The organism is Streptomyces sp. NRRL B-1140, assembly GCF_001280065.1.
Taxonomy (GTDB): domain Bacteria; phylum Actinomycetota; class Actinomycetes; order Streptomycetales; family Streptomycetaceae; genus Streptomyces.
In genome coordinates this window covers 63,583-80,896 of the sequence record NZ_LGEA01000058.1, presented here as the reverse complement: position 1 = coordinate 80,896, position 17,314 = coordinate 63,583, and the positions used below count along the sequence as shown (strand labels likewise).

The 17,314-nt window shown below is 71.5% G+C and carries 17 protein-coding genes and 2 tRNA genes; 4 read left to right on the top strand and 15 right to left on the bottom strand.

Annotated features, from left to right (window positions below; all coding sequences use genetic code 11):
- The first annotated feature begins 177 nt into the window (after positions 1–177).
- Positions 178–1,443, top strand: coding sequence for a ferric reductase-like transmembrane domain-containing protein (locus ADK65_RS07985; RefSeq protein WP_053669106.1), 1,266 nt, complete (start codon positions 178–180; stop codon positions 1,441–1,443).
- Positions 1,440–3,050, top strand: a complete 1,611-nt coding sequence (locus ADK65_RS07980; RefSeq protein WP_053669104.1) for an NADH-quinone oxidoreductase subunit NuoF family protein — start codon at positions 1,440–1,442, stop codon at positions 3,048–3,050. Before ADK65_RS07985 ends, ADK65_RS07980 begins: the two co-directional genes overlap by 4 nt.
- A gap of 120 nt (positions 3,051–3,170) precedes the next feature.
- On the opposite strand, the gene ADK65_RS07975 is transcribed toward ADK65_RS07980, so the two are convergent.
- The 10 genes from ADK65_RS07975 to ADK65_RS38760 all read right to left on the bottom strand — a co-directional run bounded on the left by ADK65_RS07975 (position 3,171) and on the right by ADK65_RS38760 (position 8,374).
- Positions 3,171–3,243 (bottom strand) — tRNA-Ala (locus ADK65_RS07975).
- A gap of 122 nt (positions 3,244–3,365) precedes the next feature.
- Positions 3,366–3,599, bottom strand: a complete 234-nt coding sequence (locus ADK65_RS07970; protein WP_019523121.1) for a hypothetical protein — start codon at positions 3,597–3,599, stop codon at positions 3,366–3,368.
- A 3-nt stretch (positions 3,600–3,602) separates the two neighbouring features.
- Positions 3,603–3,776: a hypothetical protein gene (locus ADK65_RS37945; protein ID WP_104780615.1), complete on the bottom strand. Its 174-nt coding sequence runs from the start codon at positions 3,774–3,776 to the stop codon at positions 3,603–3,605.
- Positions 3,777–3,977: 201 nt separating this feature from the next.
- Positions 3,978–4,050 (bottom strand) — tRNA-Ala (locus tag ADK65_RS07965).
- Positions 4,051–4,123: 73 nt separating this feature from the next.
- On the bottom strand, positions 4,124–4,795 hold the full coding sequence (locus tag ADK65_RS07960) for a histidine phosphatase family protein (protein ID WP_053669101.1): 672 nt from the start codon (positions 4,793–4,795) through the stop codon (positions 4,124–4,126).
- Positions 4,786–5,232, bottom strand: a complete 447-nt coding sequence (rsfS, locus tag ADK65_RS07955) for a ribosome silencing factor (RefSeq protein WP_053669099.1) — start codon at positions 5,230–5,232, stop codon at positions 4,786–4,788. Before rsfS ends, ADK65_RS07960 begins: the two co-directional genes overlap by 10 nt.
- A gap of 105 nt (positions 5,233–5,337) precedes the next feature.
- Positions 5,338–7,041: a LytR C-terminal domain-containing protein gene (locus ADK65_RS07950; RefSeq protein ID WP_053669097.1), complete on the bottom strand. Its 1,704-nt coding sequence runs from the start codon at positions 7,039–7,041 to the stop codon at positions 5,338–5,340.
- A gap of 16 nt (positions 7,042–7,057) precedes the next feature.
- On the bottom strand, positions 7,058–7,801 hold the full coding sequence (gene nadD, locus ADK65_RS07945) for a nicotinate-nucleotide adenylyltransferase (RefSeq protein ID WP_053669096.1): 744 nt from the start codon (positions 7,799–7,801) through the stop codon (positions 7,058–7,060).
- A gap of 85 nt (positions 7,802–7,886) precedes the next feature.
- Positions 7,887–8,051: a hypothetical protein gene (locus ADK65_RS38765; RefSeq protein WP_003990192.1), complete on the bottom strand. Its 165-nt coding sequence runs from the start codon at positions 8,049–8,051 to the stop codon at positions 7,887–7,889.
- A 164-nt stretch (positions 8,052–8,215) separates the two neighbouring features.
- A complete protein-coding gene (locus ADK65_RS38760) occupies positions 8,216–8,374 on the bottom strand; it encodes a hypothetical protein (protein ID WP_199825586.1) in 159 nt (52 codons plus the stop codon).
- A gap of 124 nt (positions 8,375–8,498) precedes the next feature.
- Here ADK65_RS38760 and ADK65_RS07940 point away from each other — a divergent pair, with 124 nt between their 5' ends.
- Positions 8,499–9,629 (top strand): M48 family metalloprotease, encoded by a 1,131-nt coding sequence (locus ADK65_RS07940; RefSeq protein WP_053669094.1) that lies wholly within the window; start codon positions 8,499–8,501, stop codon positions 9,627–9,629.
- A gap of 42 nt (positions 9,630–9,671) precedes the next feature.
- On the opposite strand, the gene ADK65_RS07935 is transcribed toward ADK65_RS07940, so the two are convergent.
- From ADK65_RS07935 to proB, 5 genes are all read right to left on the bottom strand, one after another.
- Positions 9,672–10,742, bottom strand: a complete 1,071-nt coding sequence (locus ADK65_RS07935; RefSeq protein WP_053669092.1) for a hypothetical protein — start codon at positions 10,740–10,742, stop codon at positions 9,672–9,674.
- 89 nt (positions 10,743–10,831) lie between these two features.
- Positions 10,832–11,434, bottom strand: a complete 603-nt coding sequence (locus ADK65_RS07930; protein ID WP_053669090.1) for a hypothetical protein — start codon at positions 11,432–11,434, stop codon at positions 10,832–10,834.
- A gap of 166 nt (positions 11,435–11,600) precedes the next feature.
- Entirely contained in the window at positions 11,601–12,887 is a 1,287-nt protein-coding gene (locus ADK65_RS07925) for a glutamate-5-semialdehyde dehydrogenase (RefSeq protein ID WP_053669088.1), read from the bottom strand.
- Between the two features lie 72 nt (positions 12,888–12,959).
- On the bottom strand, positions 12,960–13,418 hold the full coding sequence (locus ADK65_RS07920) for a hypothetical protein (RefSeq protein ID WP_053669086.1): 459 nt from the start codon (positions 13,416–13,418) through the stop codon (positions 12,960–12,962).
- Between the two features lie 134 nt (positions 13,419–13,552).
- A complete protein-coding gene (gene proB / locus ADK65_RS07915) occupies positions 13,553–14,659 on the bottom strand; it encodes a glutamate 5-kinase (protein ID WP_053669084.1) in 1,107 nt (368 codons plus the stop codon).
- Positions 14,660–15,268: 609 nt separating this feature from the next.
- Here proB and ADK65_RS07910 point away from each other — a divergent pair.
- Entirely contained in the window at positions 15,269–17,311 is a 2,043-nt protein-coding gene (locus tag ADK65_RS07910) for a hypothetical protein (protein WP_420708981.1), read from the top strand.
- Positions 17,312–17,314 lie beyond the last annotated feature (3 nt).

Sequence of the window (17,314 nt, the reverse complement as noted above, 5' to 3'; positions counted from 1 at the left end):
CCATATTGTCCTTTGATAACAACGCAATAACTCAAACCTCGTACTGATCGGTATGACTCCGCTTAGAGTTCGGCAGCGGGACCGCTGCTTTCCCGAACCGCTCGGAGTTGCCCCCATGAACCCTCATCGCAGTAACGCCTCCCTACCCCCGGCCGCCGGGACGTGGGGAGGCTTGTCGTGAACCCCTACGACTCCACGGCAGACGACTCGTTCGCCGAGTTCCTCAACTTCGGTGCGGGCGTGCTGTCCCTCGTGTCCCTGACGTGCTCGGTGATCTGGGGGCTGGTCGCCCAGGACCGAGTGCTCCTCGACACCCGCCGCCGCATCCTGGCGCAGGCCGTGCACCGGACCACGGCCGTCGCCTCGATCGCCTTCCTGCTGGTGCACATCGGGGTGAAGCTGGCCCTGTCCCACACCTCGTGGGTCGCCGCGGTGATCCCCTTCGGGCTGCTGTTCACCGACGACGAACTGGTCGCGGGCAGGTCCTTCCTGATCGGCCTGGGCACCCTGGCCGGCATGCTCATGATCTTCGTGGGCATCACCGGCGTGCTGCGCAACCGCTTCGCCTCCCCCGCGCCCGTCGCGGCCCGCTGGCGGGCCATGCACATGCTGGCCTACCCGGCCTGGTGCGCCGCCCTGGTCCACGGACTCTACGCGGGTCGCGCGGCCAAGCCGATCTTCCTCATCCTGTACTGCCTGGCCCTGGCCGGCGTGGCCGGAGCGCTCGCCCTGCGCGCTGCTCCGCGCCAGGTCAAGCGCCGGTTCGCCGACAAGATCGCGTCGATGATCGGACCCGGCGAGGGTCTGGGCCGCAGGGACCTGGAGGAGAGCCGGGCCCGGGCGGCCGGCGGCTTCGGGCGCGGCGACCAGGAGGGCCGGGGAGCGTCGGCGCGCGCCGCGGCGTCCCCGTCGGGGCCGCTGTACGAGAAGGCGGAACGCCCCGCGGCCAAGGAGCCCGCGAACGGCTTCGCCGCCGCCTACCGGGCCGTCTCGGGCCCGCCGCAGGGCCAGCAGGCCTTCGCGCCCGGGCCGACCACCAGCATGCAGTTGCCGCTGGACATGCAGCCCACCGAGACCTTCCCGACCGTGGACGGCCCCTCCAGCACCTCGGGCAACTGGCCGATCCCATCCCCGCCGCCGGTCGGCGAGGCGCCGCCGTCCGCCTACGACCCGCTCCAGGACACGGGCTTCAACATCCCGCCCTACGACCCCCTGCAGGACACCGGACAAAGCATCCCGGCCTATGGCAATCCAGGCGCCGCCGGTTACGGATCGAGTGACGTGTACGACACGGGTGAGACGAACGCCGCCTTCGACACGTACTACCCGAACGACACGTACAACAGCGGTCCCGCCACTGACACACGTCCCGGTGCGTCCTACGACTTCGACGCACCGGGATCGGGCGAACCTTGGAACACGCCTTCCGGAGGCTTTAAGTGAACGAGGCCCTGCCCGACGTACCCGAAGTCCGCGTGGTCGGTCTTCCCCAGCTCACGTCGGGTTTCGACCTTGTCGATCGGCTCGATCTGCCCATGCACCTCAAGGTGCACGGGCCGCTCGAGCCGATGGGCGGTGAGCAGCTCGCGCAGCTCGCCGAACGCATCAACCTGAAGGGCCGCGGCGGCGCGGGCTTCCCCTTCCACAAGAAGCTGCGCTCGGTCGCCGAAGCGGCGATCAAGCGCGGCGTCCGGCCGGTCGTCGTCGTGAACGGAAGCGAGGACGAGCCGGCCTGCCGCAAGGACACGGTGCTGATCAACCGTGCCCCACACCTCATCCTGGACGGCGCCCTGCTGTGCGCCGAGGCCCTGGGTGCCCGCACGCTCGTGGTGGGGGTCACCCGTGAGTCGACCCAGCGCTCCATGGAGGCCGCGCTCGCCGAACGCGGCCTCAGCAACGGCCGCCGGTCGGCGCTGCGCGCGCGGGTCCAGCGCAATCCGGTCCGTATGGTCACCGGCGCCGCCGCGTCGCTGATCCGCTCGATCGACGGCGGCCCGGCCGTCCCGCCCGGCCGCAAGGTCAGCGCCTCTCAGAACGGCGTCGGCGGCGCACCCACCCTGCTCTCCAACGCCGAGACCTTCGCCCAGCTGGCGATCGCCGCCCGCATCGGCCCCGAGCGCTACGGCAACACCGGCCTGTACGACGAGCCGGGCACCGTCATGCTCACGGTCTCCGGTGCGGTCGCCCGCCCCATGGTGATCGAGGTCCCGACGGGCGTGCCGCTGCGCTACGTCCTGCAGCTCGCCGGCGCGCCGCCGGTGCCGCAGGGCGTGCTCACGGGCGGCTACCACGGCAAGTGGATCGACGCGGCGACGGTCAACGAGGCGGTCGTCTCCCGCAACTCCCTCGACGCGGTGGGCGGCGCGCTCGGCGCCGGCGCGATTCTGCCGATCACTCAGGAGACCTGCCCGCTGGGCGAGTCGCTGCGGGTGGCGCAGTGGCTGGCGGAGGAGAGCGCGGGCCAGTGCGGCCCCTGCTACCTCGGGTTGCCGGCCGCCGCGCGCGGTCTGGAGGACATCCTCAACGGCGGCGGCCCCGCGGCCCTGGAGGCGCTCAAGCAGGTCGCCAAGAACGTGAAGCGGCGCGGCGCGTGCTCGCACCCGGACGGCTCCGCGATGTTCATCGAGTCGACCATCAAGGCCTTCACCGACGACCTGGCCGCCCACGTCCTCGGCAACGGCTGCGGACGGCCCGTGGAGGGCGTTCTGCCGCTCTTCGAGGGCGGCAGGGCCCCTACGGGCATCCCGGGCGGCGGCGAGTCCGAGGAGAACGGCCCGAGCCGTCAGAAGATCTACGTCGACTGGACGCTGTGCCGGGGCCACGGCCTGTGCGCGGACATCCTCCCGGAGGTGTTCCAGCTGGGCGCGGACGGCTTCCCGACCGTGGCGCAGGCTCAGGTACCGCGCTACGCCGAGGCCAAGGCTCTACGCGCGGTGCGCCGCTGCCCGGCGCTGGCCCTGCGCATCGAGGAGTCGGGCGGAGCGGGCGCGCCGTCCCGCAACCTCCCGGTCCTCTCCCAGGGCCGCGGCCGCCGCGCCCTCGGCCGCTGAGCGGACGCAACGGCGGGCTTCCCTTCCGGGAGGCCCGCCGTTCGCATACGCACGACGGGCGCGACGGGAACGACAAGAAGGCGGGCCATCCGATCGGATGGCCCGCCTTCTCATCTGCTGTGGAGCTAAGGAGAATTGAACTCCTGACCTCCTGCATGCCATGCAGGCGCTCTACCAACTGAGCTATAGCCCCTTGCTGTGTTCCGCCCGGTTTCCCCGGCGGCGACGCCAACATTACTGGCCCTGAGGGCCCAACACCAAATCGGTTTCACCTTGTCCGATATGACCGTTATGACGCTCCCGGGGCGTCGGGCGTCAGGCCGTGACGAACGAATAGAACCGCTTGAGCGTGCAGTGCTCCTCCAGGAGCCGGCCGTAGATCGGCTCGCCCTCCAACTCGCGGTACGTCTCGATCGGGTCGCCTTTTATGATCAGCGCCCGCGCGCATTCCTCGCACCAGTACTGGTAGTCGGGATTGAGCGGCTCCATGTCGCGGACGATCGGAGTCCCGCTGCCGCACCAGTCGCACTTCCGCCTGTGTGCACCCATCGATCAGCTCCAGCTGTGGCCGCAGGCCGTGCACACGTAGGAGATCCCGCCGTTGTCGCCGAGCATCTGGGCCACGTGCGCGGAACCGCAGGAAGGGCAGCTGAGTCGGGTGGACATGTCCCGTGTGAACGCTGCTTCGAGGAGGTGGTCGACCTCCTCGAGGATGCTCGCAGGCATCGCTTACTCCTCCCGTCGGGCCGCGCCCCCTTCCGGCCGTTTGATTCTGCCACGGCCGGGCCAATACGGTCAGCGACGCCTCAGTACCAGTCCGGACACGCCACCCGGCGGGGCCGTAGAGGTATACGCCTCAGCGAGCCCGAGTGACTCAAGCCGGAGCACGAAAAATCCCGCCCCCACACCGGGAACGGGATCTTGTCGTGGAGCTAAGGAGAATTGAACTCCTGACCTCCTGCATGCCATGCAGGCGCTCTACCAACTGAGCTATAGCCCCTCTGTCCTTCCCCGCTGGCGGGGCGAACAAGAAGAACTTTAGCCTGCGACCTGCCGGAAAGTGAAATCCGGGGTCAGTCGTCGTCGCCGAGCACCGGTTCGGGCAGAGTGCCGGCGTTGTGCTCCAGCAGACGCCAGCCACGGGCGCCTTCGCCGAGCACGGACCAGCAGCAGTTGGAGAGTCCGCCGAGGCTCTCCCAGTTGCGGGGGTCGAGACCCAGCAGGCGGCCGATGGTGGTGCGGATCGTGCCGCCGTGACTGACCACGACGAGCGTGCCGTCCTCGGGGAGCTTCTCGGCGTGCCGGAGCACCACCGGGGCCGCGCGGTCGGCGACCTCGGTCTCCAGTTCGCCGCCACCACGGCGCACCGGCTCGCCGCGCTTCCACGCGGCGTACTCCTCGCCGTACCGGGCGATGATCTCCTCGTGCGTCAGGCCCTGCCAGACGCCCGCGTAGGTCTCCCGCAGCCCCTCGTCGTGGGTGACGTCGAGACCGGTGAGCGTGGCGAGCTCGGCGGCCGTGGCGGCTGCGCGACGCAGGTCGGAGGCGACCATGGCGTCCGGCTTCAGAGAGACGAGCAGCCGGGCGGCACGGCGGGCCTGGGCGAGGCCGGTCTCGGTCAGCTCGACGTCCGTGGTGCCCTGGAAGCGGCGCTCCACGTTCCACGAGGTCTGGCCGTGCCGCCAGAGGATGATGCGACGGCCACGGCCCTTCTTGGCGGACACCTCAGGGGATGTCACCGCCAGTCACCGTCCAGTTCCGCCTCCTCCTCGGCGGCCCGCAGCTTGGCGTGCTCCTCGGCCTTGCCACGGGTGGCCTTGGCCTCCTCGGGCAGGTCGAGCTCGGGGCAGTCCTTCCACAGCCGCTCGAGGGCGTAGAAGACGCGCTCCTCGCTGTGCTGGACGTGGACGACGATGTCGACGTAGTCGAGCAGCACCCAGCGGGCCTCGCGGTCACCCTCGCGGCGCACCGGCTTGGCGTCGAGTTCCTTCGAGAGGCGCTCCTCGATCGCGTCGACGATCGCCTTGACCTGGCGGTCGTTGGGCGCGGAGGCCAGCAGGAAGGCGTCCGTGATGGACAGCACGTCGCTGACGTCGTAGGCGACGATGTCGTGGGCCAGCTTGTCGGCGGCCGCCTGGGCGGCGGTGTTGATCAGCTCGTGAGAGCGGTCGGTCACGGTCACTGCAAGGCTTTCGGTCGGCGGACACTTGACACCAAGGGTCTCACGGACCGCCGCGGGCCCCCCACGCGATAAACGGCGATCACGTGGAGAGCGCGCTCCCAGGACCTAGCCGGCGGACGGCTTGTAGTCCTGGCCGAGCACCACGGAGACGTCGGCACTCGCGGAGATCTTGCCCTTGCCGACCGAGCCCGCGGGCAGGCCCAGGGTCTTGGCGACCTCGGCGGCGTTCGCCTTGTCGGCCGCGTCGGCGTACACGACCCGGGAGGTGGCGCGGGCGGTGCCGGTGCCGCCCTCCAGGAAGGTGAAGCCGCCGTTGAGGAGCACGACACGGGCCTTTTCGGTGTTGTCCTCGACGCCGGTGGCGTTCTGGACGGAGACGCTGACGGCGGCGTCCTTGTCGGGGCTCTTGGCGGTGCCTCCGAGGACGTTCTTGACGACCCCGGCGCTCGCCTGGGCGCTGAGCGTGCCGTCGTTCCGGACGGGCAGCAGGTCGGTCTTGAGGTCGCCGCCCTTGGCGAGGTCGGAGAGCCCGGCCAGGAAGGTGCCGAGGTCGTTGTCGGTGAGGGACGGGTCCAGGATCTGCGCCAGGGTCTGGATGGTGGTCGTGGCGGCCTTCGGATCGGAGGACATCTTGCGCAGGACGCCCTGCATGACCTGCCCGAAACGCTCCAGCTGGGCGTTCTGGGCCTCACCGGGAGCGCGGTAGGTGGCGTAGGCGACCGCCATCTTGCCGCTGAGCGTCTGGTCCGGGCCCTTGTTGACCAGCGGGGCCTCGCCCTTCTTCTTGGCTGCCGGGTCGGGGACGTCGGTGTCGGTGTCGACGTCGATGTTGCCGACGAGGTCGACGAGGTTCTGCAGGTAGGGCGTGTCCAGGCGCCAGGTGCCCTCGATGTCGGTGCCGAGGACCGTGTCGAGCGCGTCGCGGGTGCCGTCGGAGCCGTCGTCCTCGACCGACTTGGCGAGCGTCGTCGTGGTGCCGTCGTCGCTGGTCAGGGCGAGGGAGTTGGGCAGCAGGACGGTCGTGCCCCGCTCGGTGGTGGTGTTGTCGACGAGCAGGGCCGTGGAGGTGCCACCGCCCTTGGTGTCGTGCAGGTGGACGACGATCACGTCGCGCTTCTGGGCGCCCGCGGCCGTCGCCGAGCCCGCCTTGGAGTCCTCGGAGGACACTCCGGGCAGCTTGCCCGCGTACCAGAGCCAGCCGACGCCGCCGGCCGCTACGAGCGCGAGGACGACCGCCAGGGCGACGATCCGGCTGCGGGCCCGCCGCCGGGCCTCCTCGCGGCGTTCCGTGCGGTTCTCGGTGAACTTGAGCCAGTCGATGACGTCTTCGGAGTTGGCGTCCGGCTCCTCGACGAAGGCGAACTGCTCCGTGTGGTACTCCCGTTGCGGCTCGTCGGGAGTCTCCTGGTCGTGGACCGGACCGGCCTGCTGCGGGATGTGGGCGGTCTGCTGGGCCGCCTGTTCCGCGACACGGGGCTGCCGGCCGGTGGCATCGGCGGCGGTGGCCCGGCCGTAGGGGTCGTGCGCGGGGCCGCCCTGCTGGGTCGCGGTGCCGTACGGGTCGTAGGAGCCGTAGTCGGTGGCGGGCTGTGCGCCCGTGCCGTAGCCGTAGGCGGACGGGGGCTGCTGCGCCGTCTGCGCGTACGGGTCGTAGCCGTAGCCCTGCTGGTGCTGCTGGGCATACGGGTCGTACGTCTGCTGCGCGCCCTGGACCTGCCGGTAGACGGGCCGGCCGTACTCGTCGTAGCCGACGAGTTCGTACTGGTCGGCGCCGTGGTCCGCGGCCCCCGCGTCGTATCGGTCGTTCACCGGTGCCCCTCTCGGCTCACTCGCCGCGGTACAGCTCGCGCTTGTCGATATAGCGCACGACGCCGTCCGGCACCAGGTACCAGATCGGATCGCCCTTGGCGACTCTCGCGCGGCAGTCGGTGGAGGAGATGGCCAGGGCGGGAACCTCCACCAGCGAGACACCGCCCTCGGGGAGTCCGGAGTCGTCCAGGTGGTGGCCCGGCCGGGTCGCCCCGATGAAATGCGCCAGGGAGAACAGCTCCTCGCTGTCCCGCCAGGTGAGGATCTGGGCGAGGGCGTCGGCGCCGGTGATGAAGAACAGGTCCGTGTCCGGGTTGAGTGCGCGCAGGTCGCGCAGGGTGTCCACGGTGTACGTGGGGCCGCCGCGGTCGATGTCGATGCGGCTCACGGAGAACTGCGGGTTCTCGGCGGTCGCGATGACCGTCATCAGGTAGCGGTCCTCCGCCGGGGAGACGCTGCGGTGGCTCTTCTGCCAGGGCTGGCCGGTCGGGACGAAGACCACCTCGTCGAGGTGGAACGCCGCGGCGACCTCGCTGGCCGCCACCAGGTGCCCGTGGTGGATCGGGTCGAAAGTGCCGCCCATGACGCCGAGCCGGCGCTTGCCCCGCGGTGAAACGCCTTCTCCGGTGGCGCCGGTGCGAGGGGCCGTCGCGGAGGCACGGCGGGGCGCCGAGTGTCGCTCGGTGCCGCTCGCCGTCTCCTGTGCCGGGTCGTGCGGCGTCTCGTTCGCCGGACCGGTAGGCATGTCCTGCTCTCCCATGCGTGCAGACCCTACCGGCCCTGCCTGAGGGCTCCGGCCGCCCCCGTGGTCCCCCGGGCATCCTCGGCGGGATGCCCCGCCGGTCTCAGCGGTCGCGGTTGAAGCGGGTGGTGATCCACAGCAGGAGCAGCAGGATGAAGAGCGCGCCGCCGCCGGTGAGGTACGGGCTGAGGCTCTCGTGGTTTCCGCCGTGCTCCTCGCCCTCGGCGGCGAGGGTGACCAACTGGGCAGCGGTGCTGTGGAAGCTCATCTTCGGCAGGACCTATCGCGTGAGGGCGGGTTAAAGACGTCGGCTCATCGTAAGCGGGCGCCCGTTCCGCGATCACCCCGACTCCGCTTGTTCGTGCCCCGGGCGCTCCCACGTGCCGCCGCCGGGGCCGGTCCCGGGGCCCGTCGGGGAACCTTCGCGTGGCCTCAGTCGTCCTTGCGTCTGTAGCCACGCAGCAGGAACCAGGCGGTCAGCGCACAGCCCAGGATCATCACGATCAGCACGATCCGCAGCAACCCCGGCCCCTCCCCCTCGGCGGCGCTCGCGGCCTCGGCGAGCCAGGCGGTGGCGGGGTGGTGCTGCATGACGGTGGTCTCCTTCGCTGTACTGCCCGACCACCGTAACTCCGCCTAGGCTGGGCCCTGCCTCGGGGAGGCAAAAGGCCGCACAAGGGGCCGCAAAGGTCAGACCAGACGCATGGGGGAAGACATGTCCGACGGCCATGAGCACCACGGGCACGAGCGCGTGCCGAGCAGGCAGCGCAGGCGCTTCCCGGGGATCTCCTCGCGTACGTACGAGCACCCGGCCGACCGTTCCGCCCTGGTGGCCCTGCGCAAGCTGAGTGGGTTCGACACGGTGTTCAAGGCGCTCAGCGGTCTGCTGCCCGAGCGCAGTCTGCGGCTGCTGTTCCTGTCCGACTCGGTGCGTGTCTCGGACCAGCAGTTCGCCCACCTGAACGTGATGCTGCGGGACGCCTGCTACATCCTGGACCTGGAGAAGGTCCCGCCGATGTACGTGAACCAGGACCCGCAGCCCAACGCGATGTGCATCGGCCTGGACGAGCCGATCATCGTCGTCACGACCGGTCTCGTCGAGCTGCTCGACGAGGAGGAGATGCGGGCGGTCGTCGGACACGAGGTGGGGCACGCGCTGTCCGGGCACTCCGTCTACCGGACGATCCTGCTGTTCCTGACGAGCCTCGCCGTCCGGGTCGCCTGGATCCCCCTGGGCAATCTGGCGATCATGGCGATCGTGACCGGGCTGCGGGAGTGGTTCCGCAAGTCGGAGCTGAGCGCGGACCGCGCGGGGCTGCTGGTCGGGCAGGACCTGCAGGCCTCGATGAGGGGTCTGATGAAGATCGCGGGCGGCAACCACCTGCACGAGATGAACGTGGACGCCTTCCTGGCCCAGGCCGAGGAGTACGAGGCCGGGGGCGACCTGCGCGACTCCGTGCTGAAGATCCTGAACGTGCTGCCCCGCTCCCACCCCTTCACCACCGTGCGGGCCGCCGAACTGAAGAAGTGGGCGGAGTCGCGGGACTACCAGCGGATCATGGACGGCCACTACGCGCGGCGTGACGAGGACAAGGACACCTCGGTCCGGGACTCCTGGCGGGATTCGGCGAGCCACTACACCTCCCACGTGAAGAACTCCAAGGACCCGCTGATGAAGCTGGTCACGGACCTCGCGGGCGGCGCCGGCGACCTGGGCGACCGGGTCCGCCGCGGCTTCAACGGCTTCACGACCACGCCCCCGAAGCCGCCTCAGAGCCCCGGCACGGACGCGTCGGGCCCGTCGGACTCCTCGGGGGACGACCAGCCGCCGCGAGACGAGCGCTAGTGCCGTGGCAGCAACGGCACCAGGCACCACACCAGGAGGACCTCACACCTTCGGCTGCGCGCTCGTCGCCAGGGTGCCGCACAGGGCCGTGGCGCCGCCCGTGGCGTAGGGGTCGGTGCCCGCGGGACCGCCCTCCTTGGCCGTCTGGCCGGCCAGGAGCGGCCGGAGGTGGTTCGTGGAGTCCTCGGCGCAGGACAGAGGGCCGGCCTGGACGTAGGAGACCAGGAGCTGGGCCTGGTGCAGCCGCAGGTCGTCGCGGTCGAAGCGGAAGTGCAGCTCGCGCCGGAGGGTGAACAGCGACACCTCGTCCTTGTCGCCGCCTCCGGCCGCCCGCAGCGCGTACACGAACGTGTGGTCGGCGGTGACCTCCAGCGTCGACGCGTCGGCCTCGGCGGCCTGCAGCGTGCCCTGGACCCGGACCTTCCGGTCGGCGAGCTCGGCGCGTGAGGGGTCGAAGCGCACCAGCCAGCCGGTGGGCGCGTGGCGTCCGTCGGCGGTGGGGCGGGCGAAGCTCTGGTCGAACTGGTCCAGCTGGTCGGGGTCGAGCAGCACGCGGACGGCGCGCACCTCACCGCCCGTGAGGACCTCGGGGTCCAGGGCCGAGCGGACGATGTAGTCCTTGGCGGTGGTCAGGGCGCTCACGACCTGGCTGTCCGAGAAGTGCGCGGTGCGCCGCGAGGCGGGTAGGGGCACCCCCTCCGCTCCGGTCCGGAACTGTGCGGCGGGGCTGTGCTCGTACAGGTAGGCGGGGTCTGCCGCACCGGGCACCTTGCCCTCGGGGGCGAGCGGGATGACGGTCATCCGCAGGGGCTCGACCGGCTCCTGGGCGGCCGGGGTCTGGTAGGGGTGCCGTACGCCCATGTAGATCGCCGTGCCGAAGGCGACCGCGATCAGCAGGACGAGGACCAGAGCCTGCCGGGACAGGCCCCGGCGCAGCGGCGGGCGGCGCCGGACCGCGGGGGCGTGGTCGTCGATGCGCTCCTGCGCGGAGAACTCCTGGAGGCGCGCAGCACGGACGAACGACTCGTCGAACACGACGGATCGGTACTCGTCCTCTCCACCTCCGGGGGCGCCCTCTGGAGTCCCCTCAGGTGGGTTTCCAGGCCCGCCCATATCTTCAGGGTAGGTCGCGGGAAGCTCGGGTAAACGCCCGGCTGCTCCACAAGTTCTGACAGGTTCTCACCAAGATGGGCGGGTTCCGGTCAGGGGCTGCGGGGGATCACCGAGATGGCCGGCGGGGAGTGTTCGGCGGACGCCGAGGGGGCCGCCGCGCTGCCCTGTTCCAGCCCGGTCGAGGCGGGCGGCGGCGCCGGCTCCTCACGCTCGGAGGAGGCACCGCGGTAGACCGCCGTGAAGGCCAGGGCGACCATGCCGACCCCCATCACGAGGGCGAGCAGCCAGGCGACGGGGCGGTGCCAGCGCACCTGTCTGGAGTACGGTCCGGTGTCGCCGTAGTGGTCCTCGAGGACGTCGGGGTCGTCGAGGTCGTCGAGGCCGGGGTCAGGACCGAAGACGCCCCGCCGGTCCGGGCCGTACCCGTCGTCGTAGCGCTCGCCTCTGCTGTGGGCGCGGCGCGCCTCGGCCTCGGAGGCTTCGGCTCTGGCCTGGGCGGCGGCCAGGAGGCGCTCCACGGCGGTCGGCTCGTGCACCACGGCCGCGCGTACGAAGGCCTCGTCGAAGACCACGGAGGCGAACTCTTCGTCCGACACCCCGCGGTCGTGGTCGTCGTCGGGCTCCCGGCCGTCCGGAAACGGCGTGCCCCCCACGTCCTCCGGCACGGATCCAGAGTAGACCGGGGGGGTCAATTTGGGCAGACGGTATGGAAATTCATCCACTGGTCGAGACGCTTCCCAGGGGCGCCGTACGGCGCACGCCCCGCAGGACACACCTCCCGTGCGCTTCTGCGCCATTCGGGTGAGTGCGCACGGGCATGCGCCCCCGCGCATGCCCGTGCTCCGCGCGGGGCGCGGCTCAGCGCCGTACGTGCCCGTCCCCGGTGACGATGTACTTCGTGCTGGTCAGTTCCGGAAGGCCCATGGGGCCACGGGAGTGCAGCTTCTGGGTGGAGATGCCGATCTCGGCGCCGAAGCCGAACTGGCCGCCGTCGGTGAAGCGGGTGGAGGCGTTCACGGCGACGGTGGTGGAGTCGACCAGCTGGGTGAAGCGGCGGGCGGCCTGCTGGGAGGTCGTGACGATGGCCTCGGTGTGGCCGGAGGTCCACAGCCGGATGTGCTCGACGGCCTTGTCCAGCGAGTCCACGACCGCGGCGGCGATGTCGTAGGACAGGTACTCGGTCTCCCAGTCCTCGGCGGTCGCCTCGACGACGGTGGCCTTGGAGTCCTTGGCGTGGGCCTGCACGCGCTCGTCGGCGTGGACGGTGACCCCGGCCTCCGCGAGGGCGTCCAGGGCGCGGGGCAGGAACTCGGCGGCGATGTCCTGGTGGACCAGGAGGGTCTCGGCGGCGTTGCAGACGCCGACCCGGTGGGCCTTGGAGTTGATCAGGATCTCGACGGCCATGTCGAGGTCGGCCTGCGCGTCGACGTAGACGTGGCAGTTGCCGGTGCCGGTCTCGATGACCGGGACGACGGACTCCTTCACGACCGTGTTGATCAATGAGGCGCCGCCACGCGGGATGAGGACGTCGACCAGGCCGCGGGCGCGCATCAGCTCGCGCACGCTGTCACGGCTCTCGCCGGGGACGAGCTGGACGGCGTCGGCGGGCAGTCCGGCCCCGCCGACGGCGTCGCGCAGGACGCGCACGAGGGCGGTGTTGGACCGGTACGCCGAGGAGGAGCCGCGCAGCAGGACCGCGTTGCCCGACTTCAGGCAGAGGGCGGCGGCGTCGACGGTGACGTTCGGCCGGCCCTCGTAGATGATGCCGACGACGCCGAGCGGTACGCGGACCTGGCGCAGGTCGATGCCGTTGGGCAGCGTGGAGCCGCGCACGACCTCGCCGACGGGGTCGGGCAGCGCGGCCACGTCGCGCACGTCGGAGGCGATGGCGCGGATCCGCTCGGGGGTGAGCGTGAGCCGGTCGATCATGCCCTCGCTGATGCCGGCCTCGCGGGCCCTGGCGACGTCCTCGGCGTTGGCCTCGACGATCTCGCTCGCACGGACCTCCAGCGCGTCCGCGATGGCGAGCAGCGCGTCGTCCTTCTCGGCCCGGGGCAGTGGCGCGAGGCTCGCGGCGGCGGCCTTGGCGCGATAGGCGGCCTCGGTGACCGGGGACATGGAGTCGTACGGAGAGAGCGTGGTCATGAGGGAAGGGTAGTGCGCCGGGCGGCTCGGTTCATCGTTCGTTCCACAGCGCGAGACACTTCGTGGAACGGGTCAAAACGGGTGGACGCCGACCGGGGACGCCGGCGGCGGACCGTACCCCTCGGCGACGCGCTGGTGGTAGGTGGCGCGGTCGATGACCTCCAGGCCGACGATCTCCCAGGGCGGCAGCCCGGCGGTCTGCCGGTGCTCGCCCCACAGGCGCAGGGCGACGGCGGCCGCGTCGTGCAGGTCGCGGGCCTCCTCCCAGTAGCGGATCTCCGCGTGGTCCACCGCGTACCGGCTGGTCAGGAAGAAGGGGTGGTCGTGGGCGAGCTGCTCCAGGGCACGGCGGACCTCCGGGAGCGGGGCCTCCTTGCCGGAGACGCTGAGGGTGACGTGCCACAGGCGTGGGATGTCCACGGGTTCCTCGCCCTCGAACCGGTCGCCGGCCGCGACGCTGGTCAGGGCGCGCTCCTCGCCGGCCGCGCGGGAGCCGGCACCACCGCGGGACGCCTGAGTCCCCGGGCGCACTCGTCTCACGACGGCCTCCTTTGCACAGTGGCGCTGCTGCGGAACAGTTCCCCGAGACAAAGTTGAGCAGGCCGCAAGGGATCGCGTGGCGGTTTTGCGGAACGTCCACCACCGGGGGCGGACGTTTCGACACATTAGGGGTGCAGGACCACCAGGTCGTCCCTGTGTACGACCTCGCGTTCGTACGCCGGTCCGAGTTCGCGGGCCAGCTCCCGGGTGGAACGGCCGATCAGCCGGGGGATCTCCTTGGCATCGAAGTTGACGACCCCCCGGGCCACCGCGTGACCCGTACCGTCCCGCAGCTCGACCGGGTCGCCGGCGCTGAACTCGCCCTCGACGGCGGCGATACCGGCCGGCAGCAGCGACTTGCGGCGGTCCACGACGGCCTGCACGGCGCCGTCGTCCAGGGTCAGCGCGCCCTGCGGGGTGGAGGCGTGCTGGAGCCACAGCAGCCGGTCGGCGGAGCGCTTGCCGGTGGGGTGGAAGAAGGTGCCGGTGTCCTGGCCGGTCAGGGCGTCGGCGGCGTGGACGGCGCTGGTCAGGACGACGGGGACACCGGCGGCGGCCGCGATCCGGGCTGCCTCGACCTTGGTGACCATGCCTCCGGTGCCGACACCGGCCTTGCCCGCGCTGCCGATCTCGACGTCGGCGAGGTCGGAGGGGTCGCGCACCTCGCCGATGCGGGAGGTGCCGGGCTTGGCGGGGTCCCCGTCGTAGACGCCGTCCACGTCGGACAGCAGGACCAGAAGGTCGGCGTGGACGAGGTGGGCGACCAGGGCGGCGAGGCGGTCGTTGTCGCCGAAGCGGATCTCGTCGGTGGCGACGGTGTCGTTCTCGTTGACGATCGGGAAGGCGCCCATCGCGAGGAGCTTGTCGAGGGTGCGCGAGGCGTTGCGGTGGTGCGAGCGGCGGCTCATGTCGTCGGAGGTCAGCAGGACCTGCCCGACGCGGACGCCGTAGCGGGCGAAGGAGGCGGTGTAGCGGGCGACCAGCAGGCCCTGGCCGACGCTGGCGGCTGCCTGCTGGCGGGCCAGGTCCTTGGGGCGGCGGCGCAGGCCGAGCGGGGCGAGACCGGCGGCGATGGCGCCCGAGGAGACCAGGACGATCTCGCGTTCTCCTCCGCTGCGGACCTTGGCGAGGACGTCGACCAGCGCGTCCACGCGGTCCGCGTCCAGGCCGCCCGAGGCGGTGGTCAGCGAGGAGGACCCGACTTTGACGACGATCCTGCGGGCCTCGCCCACGGCCTGCCTTGCCCCTGCCACGTCGCCGTCCGTCCCCTCGCGTCGATTCGCTCCCTCACCAGGAAATCTACGGGACGGCCGGACCGCGTGCGGCGGCGGTCCACGCTACGGACGGTGCCGTCCGTGTCACGGGAGCACCCGCGCCCTCCCGCGGTCCCGCAGCGGGGCCGGAGCCGCTTCACCGCCTCCTCGGCCCGCCACGCCGGGGAGTTGATGCCCCGCCCCTCGGCTTACACACGACCGAAAACCGATCAGCCGTCCCTTCGCCCCGGGCCCATGACCGAAAACCGATCAGCCGTTCCTCGCTCCGAGGACCCGCGGCCGATCACCCATCCCCCGACAACCCCCGGCGGAACATCGATCGCGCAGCCCCTCGGCCCCACACCAGGGCGCCGATCACCATCCCCCCGACACTGCTCCACCCCTGGCCGGAAACCGACCTTCTGCTTCTTCCGGGCCCACCCCACGACAGGAACAGGATCTTCCGCTACGGTCCGACGACACGCCATACGGCCCCCGCCCCCACGCCCCGGCGACACGCGCGTGTCGTCGGGAGGCCGCCGCGCGTTAACCCGGACGGCCGACCTGCGCCGACCCGACGCTCCTGGAGTGACCGCAGTGCCCGTACCTCTCCCCCGCCAGCAGACCCTCCTCAAGGGGCTGGTCACCGTCGTCCTGGCCGCCGCGTTCGCCGCCCAGGCGGTCGCGGCGCTGCTGCCCGACGTCCCGCTGCTGCTCGCCGCGACGATCGTCTCCCTGGCCACCGAAGGTGTCCTGTACCGGTGGCAGCGCGGGGTGCTGTCGCTGTTCGCGAAGTCGCACGCGGACATCACCGTGCGCCAGGTCGTACGGGACCTGCTGCTGGTCGTGGCCCTGCTGCGGCTGGGCGAGCAGGACCGGGAGACGGTGTACGCGCCGCTGATGGCCGGGCTGCTCGTCTGCTACGTGCTGCACTGCGCGATCCAGGCGGTTTCCGTGCTGGTGCGCCGCACCCGCACCCTGCCGGTGCTGACCCGCAACATCGACGCCTCGGCTCTGCGGCTGTCCCCGGCCCCGTCCGTGCTGCTGCGCCGCCCCGGCCACCGGCTGCTGGTGTTCGGCCTGCCGGCGACGGCCGGGCTGCTGGCCGGCACGCCGGGCGACCGTCCGGTGTACGCGGCGGCGGGCATCGCGCTCTCCCTCGCCCTCGGCCTGACCGGCCTCGGAGCGCTGCTGCTCCGCCTGCTGCCGGGCCGTCGTCCGGCGGACGAGCAGGAGGTGCTGGAGTGGTTCGACGCATGGCTGGCCGCGTACCGGCCGACCGTCGGTCTGTACTTCTCCGGCGGCGCCGCCTCGGCCTACCAGGCGAACATGTGGCTGGAGCCGCTCGCCGGCATCGACGGCAGGCCGGTCATCATCCTGCGCGAGCGGTTCATGGTGCAGAAGATCGCGGCGACCGACATCCCGATCGTGTGCCTGCCGAAGGTGTCGACGCTGATGCGCCTTGAGCACTCCACGCTGCAGGTCCTCATCCACCCGTCGAACTCCGGCAAGACCTCCCAGGTGCTGCGCATCCCCACCATCAGGCACACCTTCGTCAACCACGGCGAGAGCGACAAGCTGTCCTCGTGCAACCCGTACGCCAAGGCGTACGACGAGGTGTGGGTGGCCGGACCCGCCGCCCGCGAGCGGTACGCGCTGGCCGAGGTCGGGGTCGAGGACAAGGACGTGGTGGAGACGGGCCGCCCGCAGCTGGACGGCATACTGCCCTACGCGGGGCCGCCGGCCGGCCCCTGGACGACCGTGCTGTACGCGCCGACCTGGGAGGGCTGGGACGGCAACCCCGGCAACACGTCGGTCATCGCGGCCGGGGAGAACTTGGTGCGGGCACTGCTCGCCGACCCGGGCGTGCGGCTGCTGTACAAGCCGCATCCGCTGACGGGCTCGGTGGACCCGCGCGCCGGCGCGGCCGATCTGCGGATCCGGGAGCTCATCCGGGCGGCCAACCGGGAGCGGGCGGGAACGCGCCCCTCCGACGGCGCGGAACTGGCCCGCCGCACCGCCGAGCTGGAACGGCTCACCACGTCGGTCTTCCGGTCCGGAGCCGACACCGTGGAACGGATGCTGGTGCAGTCGGCGCCGGAGCCGGGCCGCGCAGAGGCGGTGGCGCGGGCGACGACCGCGTGGGAGGAGGCGTACTGGGCCTCGCTGCCGGCGGGTGAGCACCAGATCGTCACGGACGCCCGGCCGACGCTGTACTCCTGCTTCAACGTGTCCGACCTGCTGATCAGCGATGTGTCGAGCGTGATCAGCGACTTCCTGGCGAGCGAGAAGCCATACGCGGTGGCCAACACCAGCGGGCTGTCCGAGGAGGCCTTCCGTACGGCGTTCCCGACGGTGGTGGCGGCGACGGTGCTGACGCCGGACGCCGCCGGGGTGCCGGGCCTGCTGGAGACGGTCCGGCACCCGGAGCACGACGGCCTGGCCGAGGCGCGAGCCGAGTTGAAGCTGCGTCTGCTGGGCCCGGCGGAGCCGACCTCGCAGGAGCGCTTCAACGAGGCCGTGCGGGCGCTGAGCGCGGAGGCCCGGGAGCACCGGGCACGGGTGACGGAGCGGCTGGCCGCGGTGCCCGGCCAGCGCACCGGGGCCGAGGTCCCGACCGCACAGCGCTGAGCA

Bases quoted from the DNA above. Each gene is read 5' to 3' on its own strand.
- ADK65_RS07935 (WP_053669092.1), bottom strand. From the start codon at position 10,742: ATGGGCGGGCCTGGAAACCCACCTGAGGGGACTCCAGAGGGCGCCCCC.
- ADK65_RS37945 (WP_104780615.1), bottom strand. From the start codon at position 3,776: ATGCCTGCGAGCATCCTCGAGGAGGTCGACCACCTCCTCGAAGCAGCG.
- ADK65_RS07940 (WP_053669094.1), top strand. From the start codon at position 8,499: ATGTCCGACGGCCATGAGCACCACGGGCACGAGCGCGTGCCGAGCAGG.
- ADK65_RS07970 (WP_019523121.1), bottom strand. From the start codon at position 3,599: ATGGGTGCACACAGGCGGAAGTGCGACTGGTGCGGCAGCGGGACTCCG.
- ADK65_RS38765 (WP_003990192.1), bottom strand. From the start codon at position 8,051: ATGAGCTTCCACAGCACCGCTGCCCAGTTGGTCACCCTCGCCGCCGAG.
- ADK65_RS38760 (WP_199825586.1), bottom strand. From the start codon at position 8,374: ATGCAGCACCACCCCGCCACCGCCTGGCTCGCCGAGGCCGCGAGCGCC.
- ADK65_RS07925 (WP_053669088.1), bottom strand. From the start codon at position 12,887: ATGACCACGCTCTCTCCGTACGACTCCATGTCCCCGGTCACCGAGGCC.
- nadD (WP_053669096.1), bottom strand. From the start codon at position 7,801: ATGGGAGAGCAGGACATGCCTACCGGTCCGGCGAACGAGACGCCGCAC.